This window comes from Tessaracoccus caeni (assembly GCF_029211185.1).
GTDB classification, from domain to species: Bacteria; Actinomycetota; Actinomycetes; order Propionibacteriales; family Propionibacteriaceae; genus Arachnia; species Arachnia caeni.
The window spans coordinates 15,148-38,705 of sequence record NZ_JARGDO010000026.1 but is presented as its reverse complement, the minus strand read 5'-3'; the positions used below and the strand labels follow the sequence as shown (position 1 = coordinate 38,705).

The 23,558-nt window shown below is 67.8% G+C and carries 24 protein-coding genes and 1 tRNA gene; 17 read left to right on the top strand and 8 right to left on the bottom strand.

The features are described 5' to 3' along the window. Window positions 1–13: 13 nt before the first annotated feature. Window positions 14–619: a DoxX family protein gene (locus tag P0D62_RS17560; RefSeq protein ID WP_275703836.1), complete on the bottom strand. Its 606-nt coding sequence runs from the start codon at window positions 617–619 to the stop codon at window positions 14–16. A gap of 227 nt (window positions 620–846) precedes the next feature. Here P0D62_RS17560 and P0D62_RS17555 point away from each other — a divergent pair, with 227 nt between their 5' ends. After that, window positions 847–1,437, top strand: a complete 591-nt coding sequence (locus P0D62_RS17555) for a sigma-70 family RNA polymerase sigma factor (protein WP_275703849.1) — start codon at window positions 847–849, stop codon at window positions 1,435–1,437. Next, a complete protein-coding gene (locus P0D62_RS17550) occupies window positions 1,430–1,696 on the top strand; it encodes a mycothiol system anti-sigma-R factor (protein WP_275703835.1) in 267 nt (88 codons plus the stop codon). Before P0D62_RS17555 ends, P0D62_RS17550 begins: the two co-directional genes overlap by 8 nt. Before the next feature lie 76 nt (window positions 1,697–1,772). Here P0D62_RS17550 and P0D62_RS19220 read toward each other — a convergent pair whose 3' ends face one another. Further along, a complete protein-coding gene (locus P0D62_RS19220) occupies window positions 1,773–1,847 on the bottom strand; it encodes a 50S ribosomal protein bL37 (RefSeq protein ID WP_390620223.1) in 75 nt (24 codons plus the stop codon). Between the two features lie 128 nt (window positions 1,848–1,975). Here P0D62_RS19220 and P0D62_RS17545 point away from each other — a divergent pair, with 128 nt between their 5' ends. Beyond that, on the top strand, window positions 1,976–3,406 hold the full coding sequence (locus tag P0D62_RS17545; protein ID WP_275703834.1) for a sensor histidine kinase: 1,431 nt from the start codon (window positions 1,976–1,978) through the stop codon (window positions 3,404–3,406). A gap of 37 nt (window positions 3,407–3,443) precedes the next feature. Here P0D62_RS17545 and P0D62_RS17540 read toward each other — a convergent pair whose 3' ends face one another. After that, on the bottom strand, window positions 3,444–3,692 hold the full coding sequence (locus P0D62_RS17540) for a WhiB family transcriptional regulator (protein ID WP_275703833.1): 249 nt from the start codon (window positions 3,690–3,692) through the stop codon (window positions 3,444–3,446). A gap of 177 nt (window positions 3,693–3,869) precedes the next feature. Between P0D62_RS17540 and P0D62_RS17535 the strand changes: the two genes are divergently transcribed. Continuing rightward, window positions 3,870–4,271, top strand: a complete 402-nt coding sequence (locus tag P0D62_RS17535; protein WP_275703832.1) for a hypothetical protein — start codon at window positions 3,870–3,872, stop codon at window positions 4,269–4,271. A 45-nt stretch (window positions 4,272–4,316) separates the two neighbouring features. Here the strand turns inward: P0D62_RS17535 and galK are convergent, their stop codons facing one another. The 5 genes from galK to P0D62_RS17510 all read right to left on the bottom strand — a co-directional run bounded on the left by galK (window position 4,317) and on the right by P0D62_RS17510 (window position 11,068). Next, window positions 4,317–5,459, bottom strand: coding sequence for a galactokinase (gene galK / locus P0D62_RS17530; protein WP_275703831.1), 1,143 nt, complete (start codon window positions 5,457–5,459; stop codon window positions 4,317–4,319). A gap of 7 nt (window positions 5,460–5,466) precedes the next feature. Continuing rightward, entirely contained in the window at window positions 5,467–5,643 is a 177-nt protein-coding gene (locus P0D62_RS17525) for a DUF6104 family protein (protein ID WP_275703830.1), read from the bottom strand. Between the two features lie 6 nt (window positions 5,644–5,649). Then, entirely contained in the window at window positions 5,650–9,438 is a 3,789-nt protein-coding gene (locus tag P0D62_RS17520; RefSeq protein WP_275703829.1) for a multifunctional oxoglutarate decarboxylase/oxoglutarate dehydrogenase thiamine pyrophosphate-binding subunit/dihydrolipoyllysine-residue succinyltransferase subunit, read from the bottom strand. Window positions 9,439–9,503: 65 nt separating this feature from the next. Further along, the gene (locus tag P0D62_RS17515) at window positions 9,504–10,757 is read right to left on the bottom strand and encodes a glycosyltransferase family 87 protein (protein WP_275703828.1); all 1,254 of its coding nucleotides are present in this window, start codon (window positions 10,755–10,757) and stop codon (window positions 9,504–9,506) included. A 236-nt stretch (window positions 10,758–10,993) separates the two neighbouring features. Beyond that, window positions 10,994–11,068, bottom strand: a tRNA-Arg gene (locus P0D62_RS17510). Between the two features lie 79 nt (window positions 11,069–11,147). Between P0D62_RS17510 and P0D62_RS17505 the strand changes: the two genes are divergently transcribed. The 13 genes from P0D62_RS17505 (at window position 11,148) to P0D62_RS17445 (ending at window position 23,521) form a co-directional block, all read left to right on the top strand. Next, window positions 11,148–11,642 carry a hypothetical protein gene (locus P0D62_RS17505; protein WP_275703827.1) on the top strand — a complete coding sequence of 165 codons (495 nt, stop codon included), beginning with the start codon at window positions 11,148–11,150 and terminating at the stop codon, window positions 11,640–11,642. A gap of 71 nt (window positions 11,643–11,713) precedes the next feature. Then, on the top strand, window positions 11,714–13,117 hold the full coding sequence (gene lysA / locus P0D62_RS17500) for a diaminopimelate decarboxylase (RefSeq protein ID WP_275703826.1): 1,404 nt from the start codon (window positions 11,714–11,716) through the stop codon (window positions 13,115–13,117). Window positions 13,118–13,119: 2 nt separating this feature from the next. Further along, window positions 13,120–14,424, top strand: coding sequence for a homoserine dehydrogenase (locus P0D62_RS17495; protein ID WP_275703825.1), 1,305 nt, complete (start codon window positions 13,120–13,122; stop codon window positions 14,422–14,424). After that, the gene (gene thrB, locus P0D62_RS17490) at window positions 14,425–15,309 is read left to right on the top strand and encodes a homoserine kinase (protein WP_275703824.1); all 885 of its coding nucleotides are present in this window, start codon (window positions 14,425–14,427) and stop codon (window positions 15,307–15,309) included. 89 nt (window positions 15,310–15,398) lie between these two features. Then, on the top strand, window positions 15,399–16,535 hold the full coding sequence (locus P0D62_RS17485; RefSeq protein WP_275703848.1) for an inorganic phosphate transporter: 1,137 nt from the start codon (window positions 15,399–15,401) through the stop codon (window positions 16,533–16,535). Continuing rightward, window positions 16,532–16,747, top strand: coding sequence for a hypothetical protein (locus P0D62_RS17480; RefSeq protein WP_275703823.1), 216 nt, complete (start codon window positions 16,532–16,534; stop codon window positions 16,745–16,747). Before P0D62_RS17485 ends, P0D62_RS17480 begins: the two co-directional genes overlap by 4 nt. Before the next feature lie 230 nt (window positions 16,748–16,977). After that, window positions 16,978–18,735, top strand: a complete 1,758-nt coding sequence (gene rho / locus P0D62_RS17475; RefSeq protein ID WP_275703822.1) for a transcription termination factor Rho — start codon at window positions 16,978–16,980, stop codon at window positions 18,733–18,735. Window positions 18,736–18,860: 125 nt separating this feature from the next. Further along, window positions 18,861–19,070: a 50S ribosomal protein L31 gene (gene rpmE / locus P0D62_RS17470; RefSeq protein ID WP_275703821.1), complete on the top strand. Its 210-nt coding sequence runs from the start codon at window positions 18,861–18,863 to the stop codon at window positions 19,068–19,070. A 101-nt stretch (window positions 19,071–19,171) separates the two neighbouring features. After that, window positions 19,172–20,239, top strand: a complete 1,068-nt coding sequence (gene prfA / locus P0D62_RS17465; RefSeq protein WP_275703820.1) for a peptide chain release factor 1 — start codon at window positions 19,172–19,174, stop codon at window positions 20,237–20,239. After that, complete coding sequence (gene prmC, locus P0D62_RS17460) at window positions 20,239–21,117, top strand: peptide chain release factor N(5)-glutamine methyltransferase (protein WP_275703819.1); 879 nt, start codon at window positions 20,239–20,241, stop codon at window positions 21,115–21,117. Before prfA ends, prmC begins: the two co-directional genes overlap by 1 nt. Further along, window positions 21,110–21,904 carry an L-threonylcarbamoyladenylate synthase gene (locus P0D62_RS17455; RefSeq protein WP_275703818.1) on the top strand — a complete coding sequence of 265 codons (795 nt, stop codon included), beginning with the start codon at window positions 21,110–21,112 and terminating at the stop codon, window positions 21,902–21,904. The genes prmC and P0D62_RS17455 overlap by 8 nt, the downstream gene beginning before the upstream one ends. After that, window positions 21,904–23,046, top strand: coding sequence for an MraY family glycosyltransferase (locus P0D62_RS17450; RefSeq protein ID WP_275703817.1), 1,143 nt, complete (start codon window positions 21,904–21,906; stop codon window positions 23,044–23,046). The genes P0D62_RS17455 and P0D62_RS17450 overlap by 1 nt, the downstream gene beginning before the upstream one ends. Further along, window positions 23,039–23,521, top strand: a complete 483-nt coding sequence (locus P0D62_RS17445) for a hypothetical protein (RefSeq protein WP_275703816.1) — start codon at window positions 23,039–23,041, stop codon at window positions 23,519–23,521. The genes P0D62_RS17450 and P0D62_RS17445 overlap by 8 nt, the downstream gene beginning before the upstream one ends. Window positions 23,522–23,558 lie beyond the last annotated feature (37 nt).

Sequence of the window (23,558 nt, the reverse complement as noted above, 5' to 3'; positions counted from 1 at the left end):
AGACGATGGGCTGTCAAGACAGCGCGCTCTCCACCTGCTTGGTGACCTTCTTGGCCTGCCGCTTCGCACTGCGCGACAGAGACTGCGCCTTGCGCTGCACCTGTCGGTTGGCCTTGCGAGCCTTGCGCGACACGTCGCTGGTGATCTGGTCCACCTTGCGGTCGGCCGCCTGCGCGGCGTGCTTGGTGCGCCAGGCCAGGCTGGGCTTGCCCTCGAGATCCTGCATCGCGATCACCGACGCGCCCAGCAGCGCGCCGTCGCGCAGCAGCTCGGGCAGCGCCATCTTGATGTCCTTCGTGTCCTTGGGCAGCCCGGAAGCCAGGTCGAAGGCGGCGCTACCGGTGAGCAGCGCCGCGCCGAGTCGGCGTCCGAGGCCGGTGGCGAACATCACGCCGCCGACCAACTTGGCGGCGCCGACGACGCGCACCCAGGACTCGGGGCTGTCGGGAATGTGGGACGAATACGACGGTGGCACGACGCGCTGCAGCAGGGGGACGGCGCGCTCGGTGACGGAGGCGGCGTCGGCGGCCCTGCTCTCGGGATTGATCACCGAGGACGCGCCGTCGACGACGTAGTAGCTGGCGAACAGGCTTCGGGCAACGAATCGCGTGAGACTCATGGGCCCAACCCTACCCGTCCGCGCCGGCGCTGTCGGCAATTCCGGCGCGCGGGAATTATGGGCCTTCGGGCGGTGTTACCCCTGGCATGACCGCCCTGCTCGAAGCCGCGCCGCCCTTGCATAGGGGTGGCCTGGTGCGAAGTGCAGTGCTGGAGTCGCTATTCTTCATCGGGATGAATACCACCCAGCGCATGCCAGCCGTAACGCCTCACGATGGCGTGGCTGAGATGTGTCTGGAGGAGGATCCGCAGCCCGACTTCGAGACGGAGGCGTTGAGCCACCTCGACCGCCTGTACGCGGCGGCGCTGCGGATGACCAGAAACGCGGCCGACGCCGAGGACATCGTCCAGGACACCTACGCCAAGGCGTTCGCGGCGGAGGACTCCTTCACCCCCGGCACCAATCTGCGGGCGTGGCTGTATCGGATCCTCACCAATACCTTCATCAACTCCTACCGCAAGGCTCAGCGGTCGCCGCAGCTCAGCGGCGACGAGGACGTCACCGATTGGCAGCTGATGCGCGCCGCGTCGCACGACTCCGCGGGCTTGCGGTCGGCCGAGATGGAGGCACTGGACCAGACGCCCGACGCCGCCGTGGCGGAGGCGCTGGCGCAGCTGTCGCCCCCCTTCCGGATTGCGGTGCTGCTGAGCGACGTCGAGGGCTTCTCCTACAAGGAGATCGCCGAGATCATGGAGACCCCGCTGGGTACTGTGATGAGCCGGATCAACCGAGGACGCGCGCAGCTGCGAAGACTCTTGGCCGACTACGCGCACACACAAGGCATCGGACGAGCAAGGACGGAGGGCGGTGATGAGTGAGCCCGACATGGTCTCCCACGACCACAACGAACACGACGAGTGCGTCGAGGCCCTGCGTCGCGTGCACGCCTTCCTCCACCAAGAGCTCCTGGATGCCGACGCCGACCTGATCCGGCTGCACCTGCACGCCTGCGAGCGATGTATGGAGAACTTCGAGATCGAGTCCACGATCACGGAGATGATCCATCGCAGCCAGCCGGTGCACAAGGCCCCGTCCTCGTTGCTGGCCCGGGTGCGCAGCGTGCGTGTCAGCCGCTGAACGCTCTCAACAAGTAAAAAGCCCCCGCGGGTAAGCGGGGGCTTTAGCATGTGAAGACTCCGGGGGAGTCGCTCACTCAGGCGTTGGGGCGCTTGCCGTGGTTCGCCTTGTTCTTACGACGCGCGCGACGCTTACGTCCGGTCTTACCCATGGGGTCTCCTCGTCTCGGGTGCGAGCTTTTCTGGCACTGCGAGCACCGATTCTGCCAGACGAAGGCCGATGCGGGAAAACCGAGACCCTAGACTTGCCTCGTGGACCAGACCTGGCACAGTTGGGCGCATGGTTGGTGACGTGCAGTCCATGACGGATCGCGAGTGGCTGGACGCTTTCTTACGAGAATGGTCGATCCTCGCGGATCTGAGTTTCTCGGACCTGGTGATGTGGCTGCCCGTGGACACCTCGGGCGAACGATTCACCTGCGTCGCCCAGGTCCGTCCCGTGACCGGCCCCACGGCGTTGGAGGACGACGTGGTGGGCGACCTGATCGAGTACGAGCCCGATCATCCGGTCGTGGTGGCGTGGCTGAGTCAGCAGATCGCCGAGACCAGCGACAACCAGTTGAGCGCGGGCATCCCCGTCGACGTCTGGGCCATCCCGGTCCTGCGCAACGGCCGGCCGATCGCGGTGATCGAGCGGCACACCAACCAGATGACGGTGCGCGCCACCGGTGCGCTCGAAGAGAACTTCATGGACGCGGCCGACATCCTCACCCAGATGCTGCTCCGGGGCGAGTTCCCGCTGGTGCCGCCGTCGGATAAGGCGCTTGCCCCGCGCGTCGCCGACGGGGTGATCCGGGTGCAGCCCGACGGCACCATCTCCTACGCGAGCCCCAACGCCGTGACGGGAGCCCGCCGGTTGGGAGCCACCGGTGACCTGGAGGGTGAGAATTACCGCGACTTCATTCGCAGCCTGCGCCGCCAGGTGGACAAGGTCGGCCAGACGCTGGCCAGCGACCTCGACGGCACCGTCAGCCTCGAGTTCGACATCGAGAACAACAGCGCATCGATGCGGTTCGTGCTGCTGCCGCTGTGGCTGGAGCGATCGTCCGCGGGCATGCTCGTGCTGTGCCGCGACACCACCGACCTGCGCAAGCGCGACCGGCTGCTGGTCACCAAGGACGCCACCATCCGGGAGATTCACCACCGGGTGAAGAACAACCTGCAGACCATCGCGGCGCTGCTGCGGATGCAGGCCCGGCGCTCGCAATCGCCTGAGGCCAAGGAGACGCTGCGCGACGCGATGCGGCGCGTGTCGTCGATCGCGTTGGTGCACGAGACGCTCAGCACGGCCATCGACGAGCAGGTCGACTTCGACGCGGTGTGCGACAAGATCCTCGACATGGTCGGCGATCTGGCGGCGGCGTCGGGCACGGTGCGGGCCCGACGGGAGGGCAGCTTCGGCGTCGTGCCGGCGCATGCCACCACGTCGCTGTCCATGGTGCTGACCGAACTGTGCCAGAACGCCATCGAGCATGGTCTCAACAGTTCGTCGGGAATGGTGCTGGTGCGCCCCGAACGCGAGGAAAACCTGCTGACCGTGAGTGTGCTCGACGACGGCGACGGACTGCCGGAAGGTTTCGTGTTGGGAAATCAGACCAGCCTGGGGCTGTCGATCATCTCCGCTCTGATGAACGAGATGAGCGGAACGCTCGAGATCACCAATCGGACGGACGGGCCCGGTACGGCCGCGATCATCCGCCTGCCGCTATAGATCTGTCGCTATCGAGAAATAAAGGTGTGCCGAAGGCTCAGGCGCGCAGCCGCGAGCGGGCGGCGCGGCGCTTGATGGCGCGCCGTTCGTCTTCGCTCATGCCGCCCCAGACGCCATGATCCTGCCCCGCCTCCAAAGCCCAGGAGAGGCACCGCTCCCGAACATCGCAGCGCTGGCAGATCTTCTTTGCCTCTTCGATCTGCTGCAAAGCAGGACCGGTGTTGCCCACGGGGAAGAACAGCTCAGGGTCTTCCGTCAGGCAGGCAGCCTTATGGCGCCAATCCATCGTCGGGGCACTCCTTCAAAGGTTGGGGTAAGGGGGCATGTAGCGTCGATCCCCGAAAAAGGGGGCTCGAAGAAACATACTCGCCTCCAAGGGCGAACACAATAGTCAGTTCCCGCGCGCCGGGGTTATTCCTACGTCCAGCGCGCGCCGGACTTGCAGCCACCTCGCGGATTGGGCATGGTTCCTGGTGTGTACGCGCTTCGTCGACTGTTCGATCCGGTGTCCTTGGGCCTGACCGTGACCCTGACCGCGCTCGCGGGTTTGGCCTTCATCGGGATCGGGGTCGGATCGTTCGCGGTGGGCCAGGGCGGGTTCAGCGCGGGTGTCGGGGCGTCCCTCGCCGTCTACGGGCTGCTCGTGTGCGCTCTCGCCTGGCTGGGCGCGCGCCGAGTCGCCTGGGTGCAGGGCCTGATCATCGGCGCCGCGCTGCTGCACGCCGTCAGCGCCTTCAGCCTTCTGCAGGCAGGCGACGTCCCGCAGTCGATCGGCGCGGTCGCGGTAGGCGTGATCACCCTCGCGACCGCCGTCACCGCAGCCTTGCCGTCCACGCGGAGGGCGTTCCTAGGTCAGGAGTCGTAGGTTCGTGATCCTGTTACCCAAGGTATAGAGGTTCCGCGGAATCTCTTAGGCGAGCCGGCCGGCTCCGGGAGCGGGAACCGCGGTGAACCACTCGGGTGCGTTGTACTCGCGCTCGGCGAAGGCGGCGGCGATCGCCTGCGCGATCGTCTCGGCCGTGCCCGCCTGGCAGAGCGCGATGATGCAGCCGCCGAAGCCACCGCCGGTCATCCGGGCGCCGAGTGCGCCGGCTGACTTGGCGGTCTCCACCGCCAGGTCGACGGTGGGCACCGTGATCTCGTAGTCGTCGCGCATGGAGGCGTGAGATGCGTCCAGCAGGGGAGCGATCGCGGCCAGGTCACCGGCCTCGGCAAGCTCCAGCGCCTGGAGAACGCGCTCGTTCTCCGTGACGACGTGACGGACCCGGCGTCGCATGGTCTCGTCGGACAGCCGGCTCAGGGCATCGTCGAGGTCGGTCACGTCGCGCAGAGCGGGCACCCCGAGGACGCGGGCTGCTTCCTCGCAGGATGCGCGCCGGGCGCCGTACTCGCCGTCGACGTGGCTGTGTGGCGTCTTGGTATCGAGCACCAGCATCTCGTAGCCCTGCTCGGCCATCGGCAGCGGCACCTGCTTGGTCTCCAGCGAGCGGCAGTCGAGGAACAGCCCGGTGCCCTCCTGGCACAGGGTGCTGGCCGCCTGGTCGAGCAGGCCGGTGGGAGCGCCGACGTAGACGTTCTCCACGCGACGGGCGAGCTTCGCGCGGTCGATGCCGGCCATCTCGATGCCGAAGAGATCGCAGAGCGCGGACACCGCGGCGCACTCGATGGCTGCGGAACTCGACAGCCCGGCCCCCAGCGGCACGTCCGACGTCAGCACGAGGGTGACCCCGCCCACCTCGTGTCCGGCCTCACGCAGGGCCCACGCGACACCCGCCACATAGGCCGACCAGCCCTGCTGGCCGGGCGCGAGTTCGTCCAGCGGCAGGCGCACCTCGTCGTCGAGTTCGAGCGATGCGGCGACGAACAGGTCGTCCTCGCGCCGGCCCGCCGCGACGACGGCCTTGCGATGCAGCGCAAAGGGCAGCACGAAGCCGTCGTTGTAGTCGGTGTGCTCGCCGATCAGGTTGACGCGTCCGGGGCCGTACCACAGCCCTTCGGGCTGGGCTCCGGTGATCTCCCGGTAGCGGTCGACGGCGGCCTGGTAGTCACTCACTTGGTCCTCAGTCCTCTTCATCGTCGAGGCGCGCCAGCCAGGAGGCGAGCCGCTCGATCGGGGTCTCGAATTCGGGATTCAGGTCGACGAAGGTGCGGAAGCGATCGGCGAGCCACTCGAAGGAGACCTCCTCCTCGCCTCGCCGATCGACCAGCTCCTCCAGCCCACGGTCCGTGAAGTACATCCCGCGTCAGATCTCCAGCGCGCGATGCAGCAGGTCTTCCTCCTGCTGCTTGTGCACCTTCAGCGATCCCACCGACGGCGCCGAGGCCGCCGGGCGGGTGATCGGAACCATGTTCAGCGTGTAGCCGGGCAGGTGCCGCGCCACGTCCTCGGGCAGATGCGCGGACAGGAACGGCCAGCCGCCCTGGTTCTCCGGCTCGTCCTGGACGAAGCGGACGTCGCTGACGTGCCGATAACGACGCAGGATCGCCACCAAGGACTCGGTGGGCAGCGGGTACAGCCGCTCCAGGGCGACGATGGCCACCTGCCCGTCGAGGCCCAGGCGGTGCCGGCGCTCCACCAGATCCCAGCGGATCTTGCCCGAGCACAGCAGGATGCGAGACACCTTGGACGCGTCCTCGATCGTCGGATCGTCCAGCGCCGGGCGCCACTCGCCGGAGGTGAACTCCTCGGGCTGCGACGAGGCCGCCTTGCTGCGCAGCATCGACTTGGGCGTGATGATCACCACGGGACGGTGGTAGTTGACGTAGGCGTGCTGGCGCAGCAGGTGGAAGTGGCTGGCGGCCGTCGACGGCTGGCAGACGGCCAGCGCGTTCTCGGCGCAGAGCTGGAGCCAGCGCTCGACGCGAGCCGAGCTGTGATCCGGGCCCTGGCCTTCGAAGCCGTGGGGGAGCAGCAGCACCACGCCCGACTTCTGCGTCCACTTCGCGTTGCCGGAGGAGATGAACTCGTCGGCGATGGTCTGGGCGCCGTTGGCGAAGTCGCCGAACTGGGCCTCCCAGAGCACCAACGCATCCGGGCGCGCGACGGAGTAGCCGTACTCGAAACCGAGGGCGGCGTACTCGCTGAGCAGGGAGTCGTAGACGTCGAAGCTGGCCTGGTCGTTGGTGAGGTGCTTCAGCGGCACCCAGGCCTCGTTGGTCACCCGGTCGACGATCGCGGCGAACCGCTGCGAGAAGGTACCGCGTCGCGAATCCTGGCCGGCCAGCCGCACCGGGCGGTGCTCCATCAGCAGCGAGCCGATCGCCAGCATCTCGGCGGTCGCCCAGTCGATGGGGCCGTTCAGGATGGACTGCGCCCGGCGCTCCAGCTGCGGACGTACCTTGGGATGCACGGTGAAGTTGTCGGGGAACTCGGTGTGCACCTCGGCGATGCGCTCCATCGCTTCCTTGCTGATCTCGGTCAGGCGCTGATCGGGCTTGGTGGGGTAGTACGGCACCCGCGTGTACTCGTCGTCGCCGTTGCTGTCCTTCGCCTCGCGGACCTCGCGGAACACCGTCTCCAGACGCTCCCGGAAGCGGTTCATCACGTCCTCGGCGTCCTGCATCGAGATGTCGCCGCGGCCGATCAGCGACTCGGCGTAGATCCTGCGGATGGAGCGCTTCTGCTCGATCAGGTCGTACATCTTGGGCTGGGTGAAGCTGGGGTCGTCGCCCTCGTTGTGCCCGCGGCGGCGGTAGCAGACCAGGTCGATGACGACGTCCTTGTTGAACTGCTGCCGGTAGTCGAAGGCCAGCCGGGCGGCGCGCACGCAGGCGTCGGGGTCGTCGCCGTTGACGTGCAGCACGGGAGCGGAGATCGTCTTGGCGACATCGGTGCAGTACATCGAGGTGCGGGATTCGACCGGGGACGTGGTGAAGCCCACCTGGTTGTTGACCACGAGGTGGATGCTGCCGCCCACCTTGTAGCCGCGCAGCTGGCTCATCTGGAGGGTCTCGTAGACGACCCCTTGACCGGCGAAAGACGCGTCGCCGTGCAGCATGATGGGCAGCACGGGGAAGTCGTCGGCGCCGAGCGCGTCCTGCTTGGCGCGCGCGATGCCGGCCACCACGGGGTTGACGGCCTCGAGATGCGACGGGTTGGCGGCCACGGACGCCTTGATGCGGTCGCCGTTGGCGGCGACGAAGGTGCCCTCAGCGCCAAGGTGGTACTTCACGTCGCCGGTGGTGCCGCCGACCACGTCGACGTTGCCGTCGAACTCTTTGAACACCTGGGCGAACTTCTTGCCGACGATGTTGGTGAGCACGTTGAGCCGGCCGCGGTGCGGCATGCCGATGCACACCTCGTCGAGGGAGGCGTTGGCGGCGCGCTGGGCGATCTCGTCGAGCAGGATGATCATCGACTCGCCGCCTTCGAGGGAGAAGCGCTTCTGGCCGACGAACTTGGTCTGCAGGAAGGTCTCGAAGACCTCGGCCTCGTTCAGCTTGTCCAGGGTGTGCATGTGCTCGGCGTGGGTGAGCGGCTGGCGCGGCACCTCCATGCGGCGCTGGAACCACTCGCGCTGGCGGGGCTCCGAGATGTGCATGTATTCGACGCCGATGGTGCGGCAGTAGGAGTCCTTCAGCACCCGCAACAGCTCGCGCAGCGTCATGTAGGCGCGCTCGTGCGTGGACAGCTGGCCGACGGCGAACTCGCGGTCGAGATCCCAGATCGAGAGGTCGTGGGCCTCGAGACGCAGATCCTCGAAGGCGCGCTGCCGGTATTCCAGCGGATCGATGTCGGCGACGAGGTGACCGTAATGCCGGTAGGCGTTGACCAGCTCCAGCACGCGGGCGTACTTGCTGACGTGGTCGTTGCGGTGCGCGACGAAGTCGGGGGCCCACCGCAGCGGCTCGTAAGGGATGCGCAGCGCCTCGAACACCTCGTCGAAGAAGCCGTATTGGCCGAGCAGCAACTCGTGGATCGTCTTCAGGAAGGCGCCCGACTCCGCACCCTGGATCACGCGGTGGTCGTAGGTGGAGGTGAGCGTCGTCACCTTGGAGACGGCCAGCTCGGTGATCCGGGTGATCGACATGCCCTGGAACTCGGCCGGGTAGTCGATGTTGCCGACGCCGAGGATCATGCCCTGTCCGGTCATCAGGCGCGGCACCGAGTGGTTGGTGCCGATGCCGCCGGGGTTGGTGATCGACGCGGTGGTGCCGGCGAAGTCGGCGACGGTGAGCTGGTTGTTGCGCGCCTTGTAGACGATCGCCTCGTAGGCCGACCAGAACTGGGCGAAGTTGAGCGACTCGCAGCCCTTGATGTTGGGCACCAGCAACTGCCGGGTGCCGTCGGGCTTCGGCAGGTCGATCGCGATGCCGAGGTTTATCGCCGGGTTCTCGATGAGCGTCGGCTTCCCGTTGATCAGGTCGTAGGCGTTGTTCATCGCCGGGTGCTTCTTCAGCGCCTGCACCATCGCGAAGGCGATGATGTGGGTGAACGAGACCTTGCCGCCCTTGGAGGTGCGCAGGAAGTCGTTGATGTCGGTGCGCTGATCGATGACCAGCTTCATCGGGACGGAGCGCACCGAGGTGGCCGTGGGCACGCTCAGCGAGGTCTCCATGTTCTTCGCCGTGCGCATCGGTGCGCCGCGCAGCACCGTATAGGTGGGCTCGGCCGACGTCGGCTCAGGACGGAGCGCCGGGTTGGGAGCGTTCGCGGAAAGCCCGGCGCCGCTGCCGGGGGCCGATGGCGACTCGGCGTTGGCCTTGCGTGAGATCTCCACCTGGCCCCGCGGGGTCATGGGGGCGGAGGGGGCCGACGCCGGCGCGGGAGCTGCCTGTGGGGCGACGGTGACGGCCGGCTCGGGGGCCGCGGGAGCAGCTGCCGGGACCGACGCGGACGGAGGGGTCGAAACCGTCTCGGTCTTGGGCTCGGACGCGGTGGGGGTGGATGCCGCCTGTCCGGATGTTTCCTGGGCGAAGAAGTCGCGCCATTTCACGTCTACGGACTGAGGGTCTTGCTCGTAGGCCTCCCTCATCTCATCGATGAGCCAGGAGTTGGGTCCGAATACGTCGTTGGAATCAGAAGCAGACATAAGCAAAAGGTGGCTATGCCACGAATCCCCTCTGTGAGTGGTCGGCTCAGGCATCTACGCCCGGTTCACTTCTGAAGCTTAGCTAAAGATCTGTCCGGGAGAGAGACCGTGGCCTTCGTGGTTCGCCAGCTGAGGTAGACGCTGTGCGCCAGCAGCGCGATCAGAGCGACGTTGCGCAGGATCAGCACCGACATCTCCAGCCCGCTGCCCATCGGAATCGCCATGATGCCTTGAGCGGCCCAGGGATAGCTGAGCTGGGTGAGCGCGGCGACCGCGAGTGTGGTTGCCGCGAGCACCACGACGTGGCGGCGCAGCCGGGAATCGACTCGCGCGGTGAGCAGCGCGGCCACCGGGCCGCCGAGCCACAGGGTGTACTGCGGCGAGTAGACCTTGTTGCTCACCATGGTGGCCGCGATGACGGCGAGGATAGCGATCATGATCGCGATGTGAGCCGCGGGAGCGTCCTGCTGATAGCGCCGGATGAGCCGCCAGGAGAGCCAGGCTGCCAGGGCGACCGCGCCGGTGGTCAACACCGTCGAGACGGCGAGCATCACGTCGACCCCGGGCCCGCTCAGCTCCAGCGCGTTGTAGTCCGACATCGCGACATTCCACGACTCCTGACCGGTGTAGGTGCGCAGGAACATCAGCGGCGTCGCCGGTACCGACTCGATATGCAGGCCCCTGGCCGACTGCCACCCGAGCGGGGATGCGGTGCGAGTCCACCCGTGCGTGATCAACGACGCCACCGCGAGCGCGACGCCGACGCTGAGGAAGCCCACGAGGCGAGCTCGCCCGACGGTCGCGGTTCGGCTGAGCGGCCGTGGCGCCAGCAGCGGACCGATCAGCAGCGCAGGCCAGAGCTTGATCGCGGCGCCCAGTCCCACCAGGCCACCGGATACATGGGGGAACCGTCGGGCGCCCAGGCAGGCCCACGCCACCAGGACGCTGGTCAGCAGGTCGAACCGGTACCACATGATCGCGCCGTTGAAGAAGGTGAAAAGGATCCAGAACAGCGAGGCCCACGGCGTCGCGCGGCGGTAGAGGATCGCGGTGGTGAAGGCGTCGAGGAAGAACATGAACCCGGCGAAATAGGGGGTCCAGGTCTCCCAACCGCCGCCGATCTGGTAGATCGCCTGCAGGATCCACACCGCCGGCATCGGGTACTCGGACATCACGTCGCGATGGCCCTGCTCGAAGAGATCGAGGTAGTAGCCGTAGTACGACATGTCATTGGGCACGAAGCTGGCGCCCTCTTGGCGGACCAGCCAGACCATGATCACGCGGGTCGCGACGAACGCGACGACGAGCAGGAAAGGCACCAGAACCCCGCGCCACCATGGGCGGTCAGACGTCCGGGAAACGGACCCCGCTGTACTGGTCATGGGGCCCAAGCCTAGATCAGGATGATGGTTGGGCCCGTCGTGTTACGGATGGGGTCCGCTCCCGCCCGGCCGCCTCACGGCGCTTCGCGCGTGCTGGACGGCTTTTACGCCCACCAAACCCACTCGCGAACCCCATCCTTCACACGACTCGGTGTGTCGGATCCAGTTCGGCATGGCGCCCCCGCGAGGATTCGAACCTCGGCTCCCGCCTCCGGAGGGCGGTGCTCTATCCCCTGAGCTACGGGGGCTGGCGCCCATGACGGGCGACCTGGAAAAGGGTAGCACCATTTCGCACCGGCCCGACCCACGGCGGATAGGATCTCGGGTGTGCGGAAGGTGATGACGGTTCTCGTGGCGCTGCTGATGCTCGCGGGATGCGTCTCGCGCCCCGACCCCGACCCGGCCGTCCTAAGGCAGGCTCCGCCGCCGTGGGACGCGCCACGCGACGCGATCTCCTACATCAAGGAAGCCCGCCTTCCCGAACTGCCCCTCGACGAGGACAGCGATCCGTTCATCGTGAAGCTCACCGTCGTCTACGCCGGCACCGAGGTGGAACTGCCTCCGTACATCGGCGTGGACCGGCTGCGGGCGATCCAGGCCCCCGTGCACACTCACGAATCCACCGGCGACGTCTGGCTCGAGGGCGAGGGCAACCGCGAGATCACGCTGGGGCAGTTCTTCACCCTCTGGGGCGTCTCTTTCGACGGCGAGTGCCTGGCCGATGCCTGCGGTGGGGTCACGGTGCTGGCCGACGGCGAACCCGTCGCCGATCCGGTGAATCTGATCATGCGCGGCGTCGAACTGATCGAAGTGACGGCATAGACCGGGCGCAGGGCGGGCTGAGCGCGAACCGACTCGTTATCCAGTGCCATGATCTGGCAGGCTCTACGTCCATGACGCACACCCACATCGCCGGATCGATCCACGCGGACGCCGCCCACGCCGGGCCGCAGTGGCTGAACGTGCCCGAAGACCTCAACGAGCTGGATCCCCGGCTCTGGCCCAAGGGAACCGTCCGCGACGCTCAGGGACGCATCGTCGTCGGCGGCGTGGCTCTCGACGAGGCCGTCGCGGAGCACGGCACGCCGGCCTACTTCCTCGACGAGGCCGACTTCCGTGCCCGCGCGGCCGAGTTCCGCGACTCCTTCCCCGGCTGGGGCGTCTACTACGCGGGCAAGGCGCTGCTGACCAAGACGGTGGCGCGCTGGGTGGAGGAAGAGGGCCTGGGGCTCGACGTCACCACGATGGGGGAGATGCGGATCGCGCTCGCCGGTGGCATGCCCGCCGCGCGCCTCGGCTTCCACGGCAACAACAAGTCCGATGAGGAGATCCGTTTCGCGCTCGAACAGGGAGTGGGCCGGATCATCGTCGACTCCTTCCAGGAGATCGCCCGGATCGAGAAGGCCTGCGCCGAACTGGGCACGACGGCGCGCGCCCTGGTGCGGGTGACCACCGGCGTCGAGGCGCACACCCATGAGTACATCGCCACGGCTCACGAAGACCAGAAGTTCGGCCTGTCCATCACCGGCGGCCAGGCTCTGGCCGCGCTGGTGCGCTGCCACGGCTCGTCGTCGATCGAGCTGATGGGCATCCACAGCCACATCGGCTCGCAGATCTTCGACACCCACGGCTTCGAGGTGGCCATCCGCCGGGTGATGCGGCTGGCGCACCAGTTCCGCACCGCGACCGGCGCCGAGCTGCCCGAACTCGATCTCGGTGGCGGCTTCGGCATCGCCTACACGGAGGCGGACACCCCCGCCCGTATCGCCGACATGGCGGCGTCCTTCGAGGAGCTCATCGATCACGAATGCCGGGCCTTCGACATGACGAAGCCCCGCCTGTCCATCGAGCCCGGGCGCGCGATCTGCGGCCCCGCCGGGGTGGCCGTCTACGAGGTGGGCACCGTCAAGGTGGTCGAGCTGGAGGGCGGTCGCTCCCGGGTCTACGTCTCGGTGGACGGCGGCATGAGCGACAACATCCGTCCCGCTCTGTACGCGGCGGAGTACTCCGCCGCCCTGGCGAACCGCACGTCGGACGCCCCGCCGGTGCTGTGCCGCGTGGTGGGCAAGCATTGCGAGGGCGGCGACATCCTGATCCGTTCGGTCTTCCTGCCCGCCGACATCACGGTGGGCGACCTGATCGCCGTGCCGGGATCGGGCGCCTACGCGCGCAGCATGGCGAGTAACTACAATCAGATCCCTAAGCCTCCGGTGGTGGCGCTGCGTGACGGCGCGAGCCGGACCTTGCTGCGCCGCGAGACGTTGGACGATCTGCTGCGCTTGGACGTTGGAGAGTGAGTATGTCGGCCGAACCTCTGAAGGTGGCCCTGCTGGGCGCCGGTGTCGTGGGCTCCCAGGTGGCCCGGATCATCCTGAACCACTCGGACGAGCTGGAGCAGCGCATCGGACGACGACTTGAACTGGTCGGCGTCGGCGTGCGCACGCTCGGCAAGGACAGGCCGGAGATTCCCGCCGAGCTGCTGACCGACGACCTCGAAGGCCTGGTCGGCCGCACCGATCTGGATGTCGTGGTCGAGGTGATCGGCGGCATCGAGCCCGCCCAGAGCCTCGTCCTCACGGCGATCAACAACGGCGCCTCGGTGGTCACCGCCAACAAGGCGCTGCTCTCCGAGAAGCTGCATGTGCTGTCCCGGGCTGCCGAGGCCAACGACGTCGATCTCTACTTCGAGGCCGCCGTGGCCGGTGCCATCCCGATCATCCGTCCGCTGCGCGAGTCGCTGGTGGGCGACGACATCCAGGCCGTGATGGGCATCGTCAACGGCACCACCAACTTCATCCTCGACAAGATGGTCACGGAGAACCAGGCCTTCGGTGAGGCGCTGACCGAGGCGCAGGCGCTGGGCTATGCCGAGGCCGATCCCACGGCCGACGTCGAGGGGCACGACGCTGCCGCCAAGGCCGCGATCCTCGCGACCCTCGCTTTCCACACCGAGGTCACCCGCGACGAGGTCTTCTGCGAGGGCATCACCAAGCTCACCCCGGAGGACATCGCCGCCGCGGCGGCGATGGGCTGCACCGTGAAGCTGCTCGCGATCGCCAAGACCACCGCCGACGACCGGATCGTGGTCAAGGTGCACCCCACGATGATCGGGGAGAAGCATCCGCTGGCCTCAGTGTCCGGGGCCTTCAACGCGATCTTCGTCGACTCCCGCGAGGCCGGTCAGCTCATGTTCCTCGGCCAGGGTGCGGGCGGCGCACCCACCGCGTCGGCCGTGATGGGCGACGTGGTCACCGCGGCGCGCAACCGTGCCCGGGGAACCGTCGGTCATATCCAGGAGCCCTACGCCAGGCGCGAGATTGCGCCGGTGGGCGACGCCGAGGCCTCCTTCTACGTGAGCTTCGACGCCGTGGACCGGCCCGGCGTGCTCGCACGCTGCGCTGCGATCTTCGGCGAGCACGGGGTCTCCCTGCGCAACGTGCAGCAGAACTCTCCGCATCGCGCGGAGGGCGAGGGCTTCGCGGCTCGTCTCGGCGTCATGACGCACACCACCACCGAGACCCACATCGCGAAGGTGATCGAGGCGCTGCGCGCGGCCGACTTCGTCGACGACGAGATCCGCATGATGCGGGTCGAGGGAGCCTAAGTGACGCTGCTGCGGGTGCGGGTGCCCGCCACCACGGCCAACCTCGGCGCGGGCTTCGACTGCATCGGCGCCGCATTCGACTGGTACGACGAGCTCAGCCTCGAACTCACCGAGGACACCCGGCTGGAGGTCGTCGTCACGGGGGAGGGCGCGGGCCAGGTTCCGCTGGACGAGCGTCACCTCGTCGTGAAGAGCCTGCTGCGCGGGCTCGACGAGTGGGGTGCGGAGCGCCCAGGGATGGTGCTGCGCGCACACAACACCATCCCGCATTCCCGCGGACTGGGCTCGTCGGCGTCGGCGATCGTGGCGGGACTCGCGCTGGCATGGGGCATCGCCCATCCGGGAGCCGAGTTGGACCTGCCGGAGTTGCTACGGCTGTCGAGCGCCATCGAAGGTCATCCCGACAACGCCGGGGCCGCGGTCTACGGCGGCGCGATCCTGGCATGGCCGGATGCGCATGGTGTCCGACTGGTCGAGCTCGACGTGCACCACACGCTGTCGGCCATGGTCTGGGTGCCCGACTTCGAGTGCGGCACCGACGAGGCCCGAGCGGTGCTCCCGGCGACGGTGAGCCGGGTGGACGCGGTGAATCAGGCGATCGCGGCGGCAGCCCTGCCGCTGGCGCTCACGCGTCGCCCGGATCTGCTGTTCGATGCGACGGGCGATGTCCTGCACCAGCGCTACCGGGCCGATCTGATGCGCCCGTCGTACGACCTGATGACGCGGCTGCGCGCCATCGGCGTACCCGCCGCGATTTCCGGCGCCGGGCCGACGGTCATCGCCGTGGGCGATCGGGAGATTCTCGCGGCTGCGGCGCGGTGCGAGGCCGACGGGTTCGAGTCTCGGCAACTGGCCTTTGGCAAGGGCGTTCGTATCTTTAGGTAAACCCGGATTTACTTTCCGTACACCGTCATGACACTCTAGTTCATGTGCCCGAAATTCTTGCCGCACGGACTCAGGGATAAGCCCCGATGCTGACCACCGCAACCATTGTCGTGGTGATCGTTGTGATCACAGCCCTGATCTTCGACTACACCAACGGCTTCCACGATGCCGCCAACGCCATGGCCACCTCGGTGGCCACCGAAGCCCTCAAGCCAAAGACCGCCGTCACTCTCGCGGCGATCCTGAACGTCGTCGGTGCGTTCCTCTCCACAGAAGTCGCCAAGACGATCTCCAGCGGGATGGTCAACGATGACCTCATCACCCCCGGCATCGTCTTCGCCGGATTGTGCGCCGCGATCATCTGGAACTTGGCCACCTGGCTGTACGGGTTGCCGTCGAGCTCATCGCACGCCCTGTTCGGCGGCCTGATCGGCGCGGTTCTGGTCTCCGCCGGCCTCCAGGGCATCCACCTCCCGGTCGTGTTGTCGAAGATCATCCTGCCGGCGCTGTTTGCCCCCGTCATCGCCGGCGTGGTGTCGATGCTGGCCACCAGGCTCGCCTACTGGCTCACCGCGAAGTCCGACGGCACGCACAGCCCGTTGGCGACGCGGCTGTTCAAGTACGGGCAGCAGGTCTCGGCCTCGATGGTCGCACTGTCGCACGGCACCTCGGACGGGCAGAAGACGATGGGCGTGATCACTCTCGTGCTCGTCGCCGGCGGCTTCCAGGAGTCGGGCACGGGCCCGCAGTTCTGGGTGATTCTGACGGCAGGCCTCGCGATCGGCCTCGGCACCTATTCCGGTGGATGGCGGATCATGCGCACCATGGGCAAGGGCCTGGTGGACATCCAGGCTCCGCAGGGATTCGCCGCTGAGACCTCGGCGACGGCCGCGATCCTCGCCTCGTCCCACCTCGGCTTCGGTCTGTCCACCACGCATGTGGCCTCCGGTGCCATCCTCGGCTCCGGCATCGGCCGTCGCACCGAGGTGCGCTGGTCCACGGCTACGCGCATGCTGATCGCGTGGGGACTGACGCTGCCTGCGGCCGGCCTGGTCGGGGCGGCTTTCGCTCTCCTCACCGGCCTCGGCTTCGGAGGCGTGCTGATCGCCGCGGTGCTGCTCGCCGCCGCCGCGGGCGGCTTCATCGCGCTGTCCCACCGCAACAAGATCACGGCCGCCAACGTCAACACCTCTCGCGAGGTCACGGTTTCGGGGGCAGCGCGATGATCGACTGGGGTGCGTTGGGCCAGGTTGCGCTGGTCACCTTGTTCGGAGCGCTGGCCATCGTGGGGATCGTCTCCTTGGCCACTCGCTATCTGGAGTACGCCGCCGAAGGAAAGGGCCGCCTCTACAGCGTGGCCGGGTATGCGCTGCTGCTCGTGACGGCCGCGATCGTGTTGTTCGGGCTCTACCTCCTGATCCCCTACTTCCACCACTGACCTTATCCTCGTTCTCCGGCCCTTCCTGCCTCCGGTTCGCTGGGAGAAGCGCGGGGTGGTAGCATTGGCGACGTTCGCTTCCGAGGGTGTAAAGCAACGCCTGGAAACCGCTCGTTCCCAAGCCAGATGTGCCGCCCGGCGAACTCACCAATCTTCTGCACCTCGCGCCCCCGCATACGGACAGGGCGGGGAAACGGTGCAGCATCCTTGGATTCTAAGGAAGGAAATTCGTGGCCGATTCCGGTAACACAGACCTCAACTCCCTCAAGTTGGTGGAGTTGAAGGCCCTCGCCGCCGAGCGCGGCGTCAAGGGAATCTCCCAGATGCGCAAGGGCGATCTGGTTGCGGCCCTTTCCGGCGGGCAGCCGAAGAAGGCCTCGGCCGATGCTCCCGCCCAGACCGAGCGCCCAGTGCGGACTCCCCGGAAGCGCACCGAGCGTGTGGCCTCCGACGAAGCCGGGGCTCAGCCCGTCGCCGAGAAGCGTTCTGAGCAGAAGCCCGAGCGTGCCGCCGAGCCGGAGAACGGGTCGGCCGGCAAGGACCGACCCGCCAAGGAGCGCGGCGGCGACGAGCAGGCCGGGCGTCAGGGTCGCCGGCGCCGGGGCAGGGGCGAGCAGTCCCGCGATCGTCAGGCTCAGGAAGAGACCAACGAGGAGGTCGGCGAACTGCTGGCCGCCGCGATGGGTCAAGGCCAGACCAAGCCCGTGCCGGAGCCTGAGCTGCAGCCCAGCCTCGCCGACTACGAAGAGGCGCTCGGTGGGCGCCGCAACAGGCGTCGCCGCAACCGCGATCGCTCCAATCGGCGGCCCCGTCCCGGCGAGCGCATCGAGGTGGACACCCAGGTCAACCCCGACGACGTGCTGGCCACGATCTCGGGCATCGTCGACATCCGCGACAACTACGCCTTCGTGCGCACCACGGGCTACCTTCCCGGTCCCTCCGATGCGTACGTCTCCCTGTCGATGGTGCGCAAGATCGGCCTTCGGCGCGGCGACGTGATCACGGGCGCCGTGCGCATCCCCCGAGAGGGCGAGCGCAAGGAGAAGTTCAGCCCGCTGGTGCGGCTAGACACGGTCAACGGGGACGATCCTGAGAAGTCGAGGAACCGTCCCGAGTTCGCAAAGCTCACCCCGCTCTACCCGCAGGAACGGCTCCGCATGGAGACCGTCAACACCCAGCTGACCGGGCGCGTGATCGATCTGGTCTCGCCCATCGGCAAGGGCCAGCGCGGTCTGATCGTCTCGCCGCCCAAGGCCGGCAAGACCATGGTGATGCAGGCGATCGCCAACGCGATCGCCGCCAACAACCCCGACGTGCACCTGATGGTGGTGCTGGTGGACGAGCGTCCCGAAGAGGTCACCGACTTCCAGCGCACGGTCTCGGGCGAGGTCATCGCCTCCACCTTCGATCGCCCGGCCGAGGATCACACCATGATCTCGGAGCTGGCCATCGAGCGCGCCAAGCGTCTGGTGGAACTGGGGCACGACGTCGTGGTGCTGCTCGATGGCATCACCCGCCTGGGGCGCGCCTACAACCTTGCCGCTCCCGCGTCCGGTCGCATCCTCTCCGGCGGCGTCGACTCGGCGGCGCTCTACCCGCCCAAGAAGTTCTTCGGCGCGGCGCGCAACATCGAGAACGGCGGCTCCCTGACCATCCTGGCCACGGCGCTGATCGAGACCGGATCCAAGATGGACGAGGTGATCTTCGAGGAGTTCAAGGGCACCGGCAACATGGAGCTGAGGCTTCGTCGCGAACTCGCCGACAAGCGCATCTTCCCCGCCATCGACGTGGACGCCTCCAGCACCCGCCGCGAGGATCTGCTGCTGGGCCGCGACGAGCTCAACATCATCTGGAAGCTGCGCCGGGCGCTGTCCGGCCTCGACGACCAGGGTGCGCTCGAGACGCTGCTCAACCGCATGCGCAAGACCAACGACAACCACGAGTTCCTGCTCAGCGTGCTGAAGACCACGCCGGGCGGCAACAACTAGTTCCACCAGTTTGGCCACCCCGGGTTCGGGGTGGCAGAATGGCAGATCGTGCCGGTTCACGCACTCCAATGCGCTCGCACACGCGAGGCATGCGACCCGGTGAAAACACATCAAGGAGAAAAACTATGAAGCAGGGCATTCACCCTGAGTACGTGGAGACCACGGTCACCTGCACCTGTGGCAATTCCTTCACCACCCACAGCACCGTCAAGCGCGGCTCGATGAGCGCCGACGTCTGCGCCGAGTGCCACCCGTTCTACACCGGCAAGCAGAAGATCCTCGACACCGGCGGCCGCGTGGCTCGCTTCGAGCGTCGCTACGCCAAGAAGAAGTAGCTGAGCTTACGCCTGGGCGCTGGTTTGGCCGGATTTTCCGGCCGGGCCGGCGCCCAGGTCTTTTGTCTCGTCCGAAACGCGTCTACCCCTAAGGCACAGTGATGTTCGATAATGCCGGTCCCCTGATCGAGGAGTTCCACGAGCTGGAGGGAAAGCTCTCCGATCCCGCCGTGCTGGCCGACTTGGCGCAGTCGCGCAAGGTGGGACGGCGCTACGCGGCGCTGCGGCCCGTCGTCGAGGCGCTGCTGAACTACGAGCGGCTGAGCGGCGATCGCGCGGCGGCCGCTGAGCTGGCCGACGAGGACGAGACTTTCGCCGAGGAGCTGACGCAGCTCGACGCGCAGTTGGCCGTGCAGACCGAGAAGCTGACCCGGCTGCTCGCGCCCCGCGACCCCAACGACCTCTCCGACGCCATCGTCGAGATCAAGTCGGGGGAGGGCGGAGACGAATCCGCGTTGTTCGCCGGGGATCTGCTCAAGATGTACACGCGCTACGTGGAGCAGCTCGGCTGGAAGATCGAGGTGCTCGACGAGCAGCAGACCGATCTCGGCGGCTACAAATCGGTGACCATCATCGTCAAGGGCGGCCAGGGCGGCGAGTACGGGCCCTACGGGCGGCTCAAGTTCGAGGGCGGCGTGCACCGCGTGCAGCGAGTCCCCGTCACCGAGTCGCAGGGACGCATCCACACGTCGGCCGCCGGCGTGCTGGTGATGCCCGACGTCGAGGCCGACGAGGTGGAGATCAACGACGACGACCTGCGGATCGACGTCTACCGTTCGTCCGGACCTGGCGGCCAGGGCGTCAACACCACCGACTCCGCCGTGCGGATCACCCACCTCCCGACGGGCGTCGTGGTGAGCTGCCAGAACGAGCGCTCGCAGCTGCAGAACAAGGACTCCGCGATGCGGATGCTGCGGGCCCGGCTCACTCAGTTGGCGGAGGCCGAGGCGGCCGCGTCGGCGTCGGAGGCTCGCAAGTCCCAGGTACGCACGGTGGACCGTTCCGAGCGCATCCGCACCTACAACTTCCCCGAGAACCGGATCACCGATCACCGGATCGGGTTCAAGGCGCACAACCTGGATCAGGTGCTGACTGGAGCGCTGGATCCGCTGCTCGACGCGCTCGCCGAACAGGATCTCGCCGAGCGTCTCGCGGGGGTCGGCGCCTGATGCGTCCCTACGAGCTCACCTTCCAGCTGGCGCAACGCCTCGACGAGGCGGGCGTCGCCACCCCTGGGGTCGACGCACGCCTGCTGGTCGCGCACGCGCTCGGCTGCGACCTCACCGACATGATGATGCGCTCGGTCACCACCGACGACGAGCTGCGGCGCGCTGAGGAACTGGTCGAGCGGCGCGCGCAGGGCATCCCGGTACAGCACCTGACGGGGGTGGCCTACTTCCGCTACGAGGAGCTCGCCGTCGGACCGGGGGTGTTCGTGCCGAGGCCGGAGACGGAAGAGCTGGTCAGCTGGGCGCTGGCGACGCTGGCCATGCGTCCTGTTGGAAAGCGCCGGGTGGTCGAGCTGTGCGCGGGTTCCGGCGCGATCTCGCGCTCGATCTGCCGCGAGCTCGGCGGCGTCGAGGTGCATGCCGTCGAGAGGTCGGCGGACGCCTGGCCTTACCTGGTTCGCAATCTGGAGGGCTGCGGCGCCGAGCTGGTGCATGGCGACATGGCCGACGCCTTCCCTGAGTTGAACGGCACCGTGGATCTGGTGGTGGTCAACCCGCCGTACGTGCCGTTGGGCGAGCGAGACGCGCTGCCCGTCGAGGTGCGTGAACACGACCCGCACCTCGCGCTCTTCGGGGGCGAGGACGGATTGGACGCGGTGCGCGTGGTGCTGGACGTGGCCGACCGGCTGCTGGCGCCGTCGGGCTGGCTCGGCATCGAGCATGCCGAGTCGCAGAACGATGCGATCGTCGAGCTGCTGGCGGAGCACGGCTACCAGGAGATCCTGGATCGGCCCGATCTGACGGGACGCCCTCGCTATGTCACGGGGTGCCGTCCCGCCGTGGCATCGTCGGCCGTGGCAGGATTGACCCGTGACTGAGCACCCCACGACCTTCTCCCTCGCCGACGACGCCCAGGGCGGCTACGCCGCAGCCGCGGCGGCCGTGAGCGAAGGGCAGTGCATCGTGCTGCCCACGGACACCGTCTACGGCATCGGCGCCGACGCGTTCTCCGCGGACGCGGTGCAAGGACTGCTCGATGCCAAGCGGCGAGGCAAGGACATGCCGCCTCCCGTGCTGATCGCGGAGCGGCTGATGATGCGCGCGGTGGTCACCTCTGTTCCTGCCGCCGCCGACGAGCTGGCCAAGGCCTTCTGGCCCGGCGCGCTGACCCTGATCCTGAAGGCGCAGCCCGCCGCCCGTCTGCAGTTGGGCGAGACCCACGGCACGGTCGCGATCCGGGTGCCCGATCACGACGGCGCCCGCGAGCTGCTGCGCCGCACCGGACCGCTCGCGGTCAGCTCGGCCAACGTGTCTGGTGAGCCGCCGGCCACCAGCTGCGCCGACGCGGAGGCTCAGCTCGGCGACAGCGTCGCGGTCTATCTCGACGGGGGACAGGCAGCCGGGGGCGTGGCCTCGACGATCGTCGACTTCACCCGCTTCGAGCACGGCGAGGTGGTGCGTCTCGGGGCGCTCAGCCTGGAGCAGTTGCAAGAGGTGTCGCCCGGAGTCGTGCTTCCTGTCGAGCCCGAGCCCGAGCCCGAGTCCACCGAGAGCGAGCCGGCCGACTCCGATTCCGATCCGGCGGAGCCTGAAGCCACCGACGACGAGCCCACCGAGGTGCTGCGCGATCCCGCGTCCGAGAGGCCCGGGGACACCCCGGCCTGATGCGCGAGTACCTCCTCGTCCTGCTCGTTGCGGCGGCCGCGACGTACCTCCTGGCCGGTCTCTGTCGCGCCTTGGCGGTGCGCTCCGGCGTGCTGGCGATGCCGCGGGACAGGGACGTGCACACCGAGCCCATCCCGTACTTCGGTGGTGTCGCGATGTTCGGGGGACTGGCGGTGGCGCTCACTCTCGCCATCCAGCTGCCGTTCCTCGGCCGCTACGCGATCGTCGGGCACGACGCGATGGCCGTGGTCCTCGCGGGCCTGCTGATCACGGTGGTCGGCGTGATCGACGATCGCTACGATCTGTCGCCGCTGGTCAAGTTCGCGGGCCAAGGCCTCGCCGCCGGGGTCGCGGTGCTGCAGGGCGTGCGGATCCGGTGGATTCCGTTGCCCAACTCGATCTTCGTCCTCGACGACGCCACCAGCATCCTGCTCACCCTCGCCTTCATCGCGCTGTGCGTGAACGCGGTCAACTTCGTCGACGGCCTCGACGGGCTCGCGGCCGGTGTGATCGCGATCGGCTCCGGGGTGTTCTTCGCCTACACCTACTACCTGGCCTACGAACAGGAGCTGGTGCGCGCCACGACGGCGTCGCTGATCACCGTTGCGACCTGCGGGGTGTGCATCGGGTTCCTCCTGCACAACTTCCATCCGGCCAAGATGTTCATGGGCGATTCCGGTGCCATGCTGCTCGGCCTGCTGATGGCGATGAGCACGATCTCGTTCACCGGGCAGATCGACACCGGTGCGCTGCGGGTGGAGAAGGGCAGCGTGCTGCCGGCATGGCTGCCGATCCTCCTGCCGCTCGCCGTGATGGTGCTGCCCTTCGTGGACCTGGTGGCCGCGTGGGTGAGACGGACGCGCAAGGGACAGTTCTGGTTCGTCGCCGACAAGGACCACATCCACCACCGCCTCCTTGCGAGGGGCCACTCGCATCGCGGCGCCGTCTTCCTCATGTATGGCTGGACGGCTGTCGTCTCGGTGGGCCTGGTGGTGATCGCGTTCAGCGGCTCGGTGCTGCCCGTGATCGGCGTCGTGGTGGCCGTGATCGTCGTGCTGATCGCGACCTTGCGGCCGATCCGCCCGCACGCCGTCGACGAGAGCGACGAAGTGCTGCTGCCCGGAGCGAGTGCCAATGACTGAGAAACCCCAGAGCCAGCCGGCTCCTCGCGCCACGGTGACGGCGGCGACGGTGCGGGCACGCCAGATGATGCGCGGCGGCGTGATCGGCGGTCACCTCGTCGGTGTCACCGTGATCGGACTCGCCCTGGCGCTCGGGGGAGGCGACGCCGTTCTCACGTCGGTGCTCGGATTCGCCGCGGTGGTGATCTTCTACGCCATCGGTCAGGCCCTGGAGGTGGTCGCCTCCGAACTCGAGCCCATGCAGGGCATGGCATTGGTTCTCGTCAGCTACGCCGTCCGGGTGATCGGCATCGCCGCGGGGCTCTGGTTTCTGCTCTCGTTGGAGGCCGTCGCGCCGCGCGTGAGCGACGGATGGCTCCTGCTCTCGGTGGTGGGTACGGTGCTGGGCTGGGTCAGCGGGGTGGTGCTCGTCGCGAGCAGGCAGCGCGTGCCGGTCTACGATCACGAGTACCAACCCCCCACCTCGACGACGTGACCTCATCTGAAAAGATGGTCCAGCCAGGCGTCTGGGG

Bases quoted from the DNA above. Each gene is read 5' to 3' on its own strand.
- P0D62_RS17560 (WP_275703836.1), bottom strand. From the start codon at position 619: ATGAGTCTCACGCGATTCGTTGCCCGAAGCCTGTTCGCCAGCTACTAC.
- P0D62_RS17555 (WP_275703849.1), top strand. From the start codon at position 847: ATGTGTCTGGAGGAGGATCCGCAGCCCGACTTCGAGACGGAGGCGTTG.
- P0D62_RS17550 (WP_275703835.1), top strand. From the start codon at position 1,430: ATGAGTGAGCCCGACATGGTCTCCCACGACCACAACGAACACGACGAG.
- P0D62_RS17545 (WP_275703834.1), top strand. From the start codon at position 1,976: ATGGTTGGTGACGTGCAGTCCATGACGGATCGCGAGTGGCTGGACGCT.
- P0D62_RS17540 (WP_275703833.1), bottom strand. From the start codon at position 3,692: ATGGATTGGCGCCATAAGGCTGCCTGCCTGACGGAAGACCCTGAGCTG.
- P0D62_RS17535 (WP_275703832.1), top strand. From the start codon at position 3,870: ATGGTTCCTGGTGTGTACGCGCTTCGTCGACTGTTCGATCCGGTGTCC.
- P0D62_RS17525 (WP_275703830.1), bottom strand. From the start codon at position 5,643: ATGTACTTCACGGACCGTGGGCTGGAGGAGCTGGTCGATCGGCGAGGC.
- P0D62_RS17520 (WP_275703829.1), bottom strand. From the start codon at position 9,438: ATGTCTGCTTCTGATTCCAACGACGTATTCGGACCCAACTCCTGGCTC.
- lysA (WP_275703826.1), top strand. From the start codon at position 11,714: ATGACGCACACCCACATCGCCGGATCGATCCACGCGGACGCCGCCCAC.
- P0D62_RS17495 (WP_275703825.1), top strand. From the start codon at position 13,120: ATGTCGGCCGAACCTCTGAAGGTGGCCCTGCTGGGCGCCGGTGTCGTG.
- P0D62_RS17480 (WP_275703823.1), top strand. From the start codon at position 16,532: ATGATCGACTGGGGTGCGTTGGGCCAGGTTGCGCTGGTCACCTTGTTC.
- rpmE (WP_275703821.1), top strand. From the start codon at position 18,861: ATGAAGCAGGGCATTCACCCTGAGTACGTGGAGACCACGGTCACCTGC.
- prfA (WP_275703820.1), top strand. From the start codon at position 19,172: ATGTTCGATAATGCCGGTCCCCTGATCGAGGAGTTCCACGAGCTGGAG.
- prmC (WP_275703819.1), top strand. From the start codon at position 20,239: ATGCGTCCCTACGAGCTCACCTTCCAGCTGGCGCAACGCCTCGACGAG.
- P0D62_RS17450 (WP_275703817.1), top strand. From the start codon at position 21,904: ATGCGCGAGTACCTCCTCGTCCTGCTCGTTGCGGCGGCCGCGACGTAC.
- P0D62_RS17445 (WP_275703816.1), top strand. From the start codon at position 23,039: ATGACTGAGAAACCCCAGAGCCAGCCGGCTCCTCGCGCCACGGTGACG.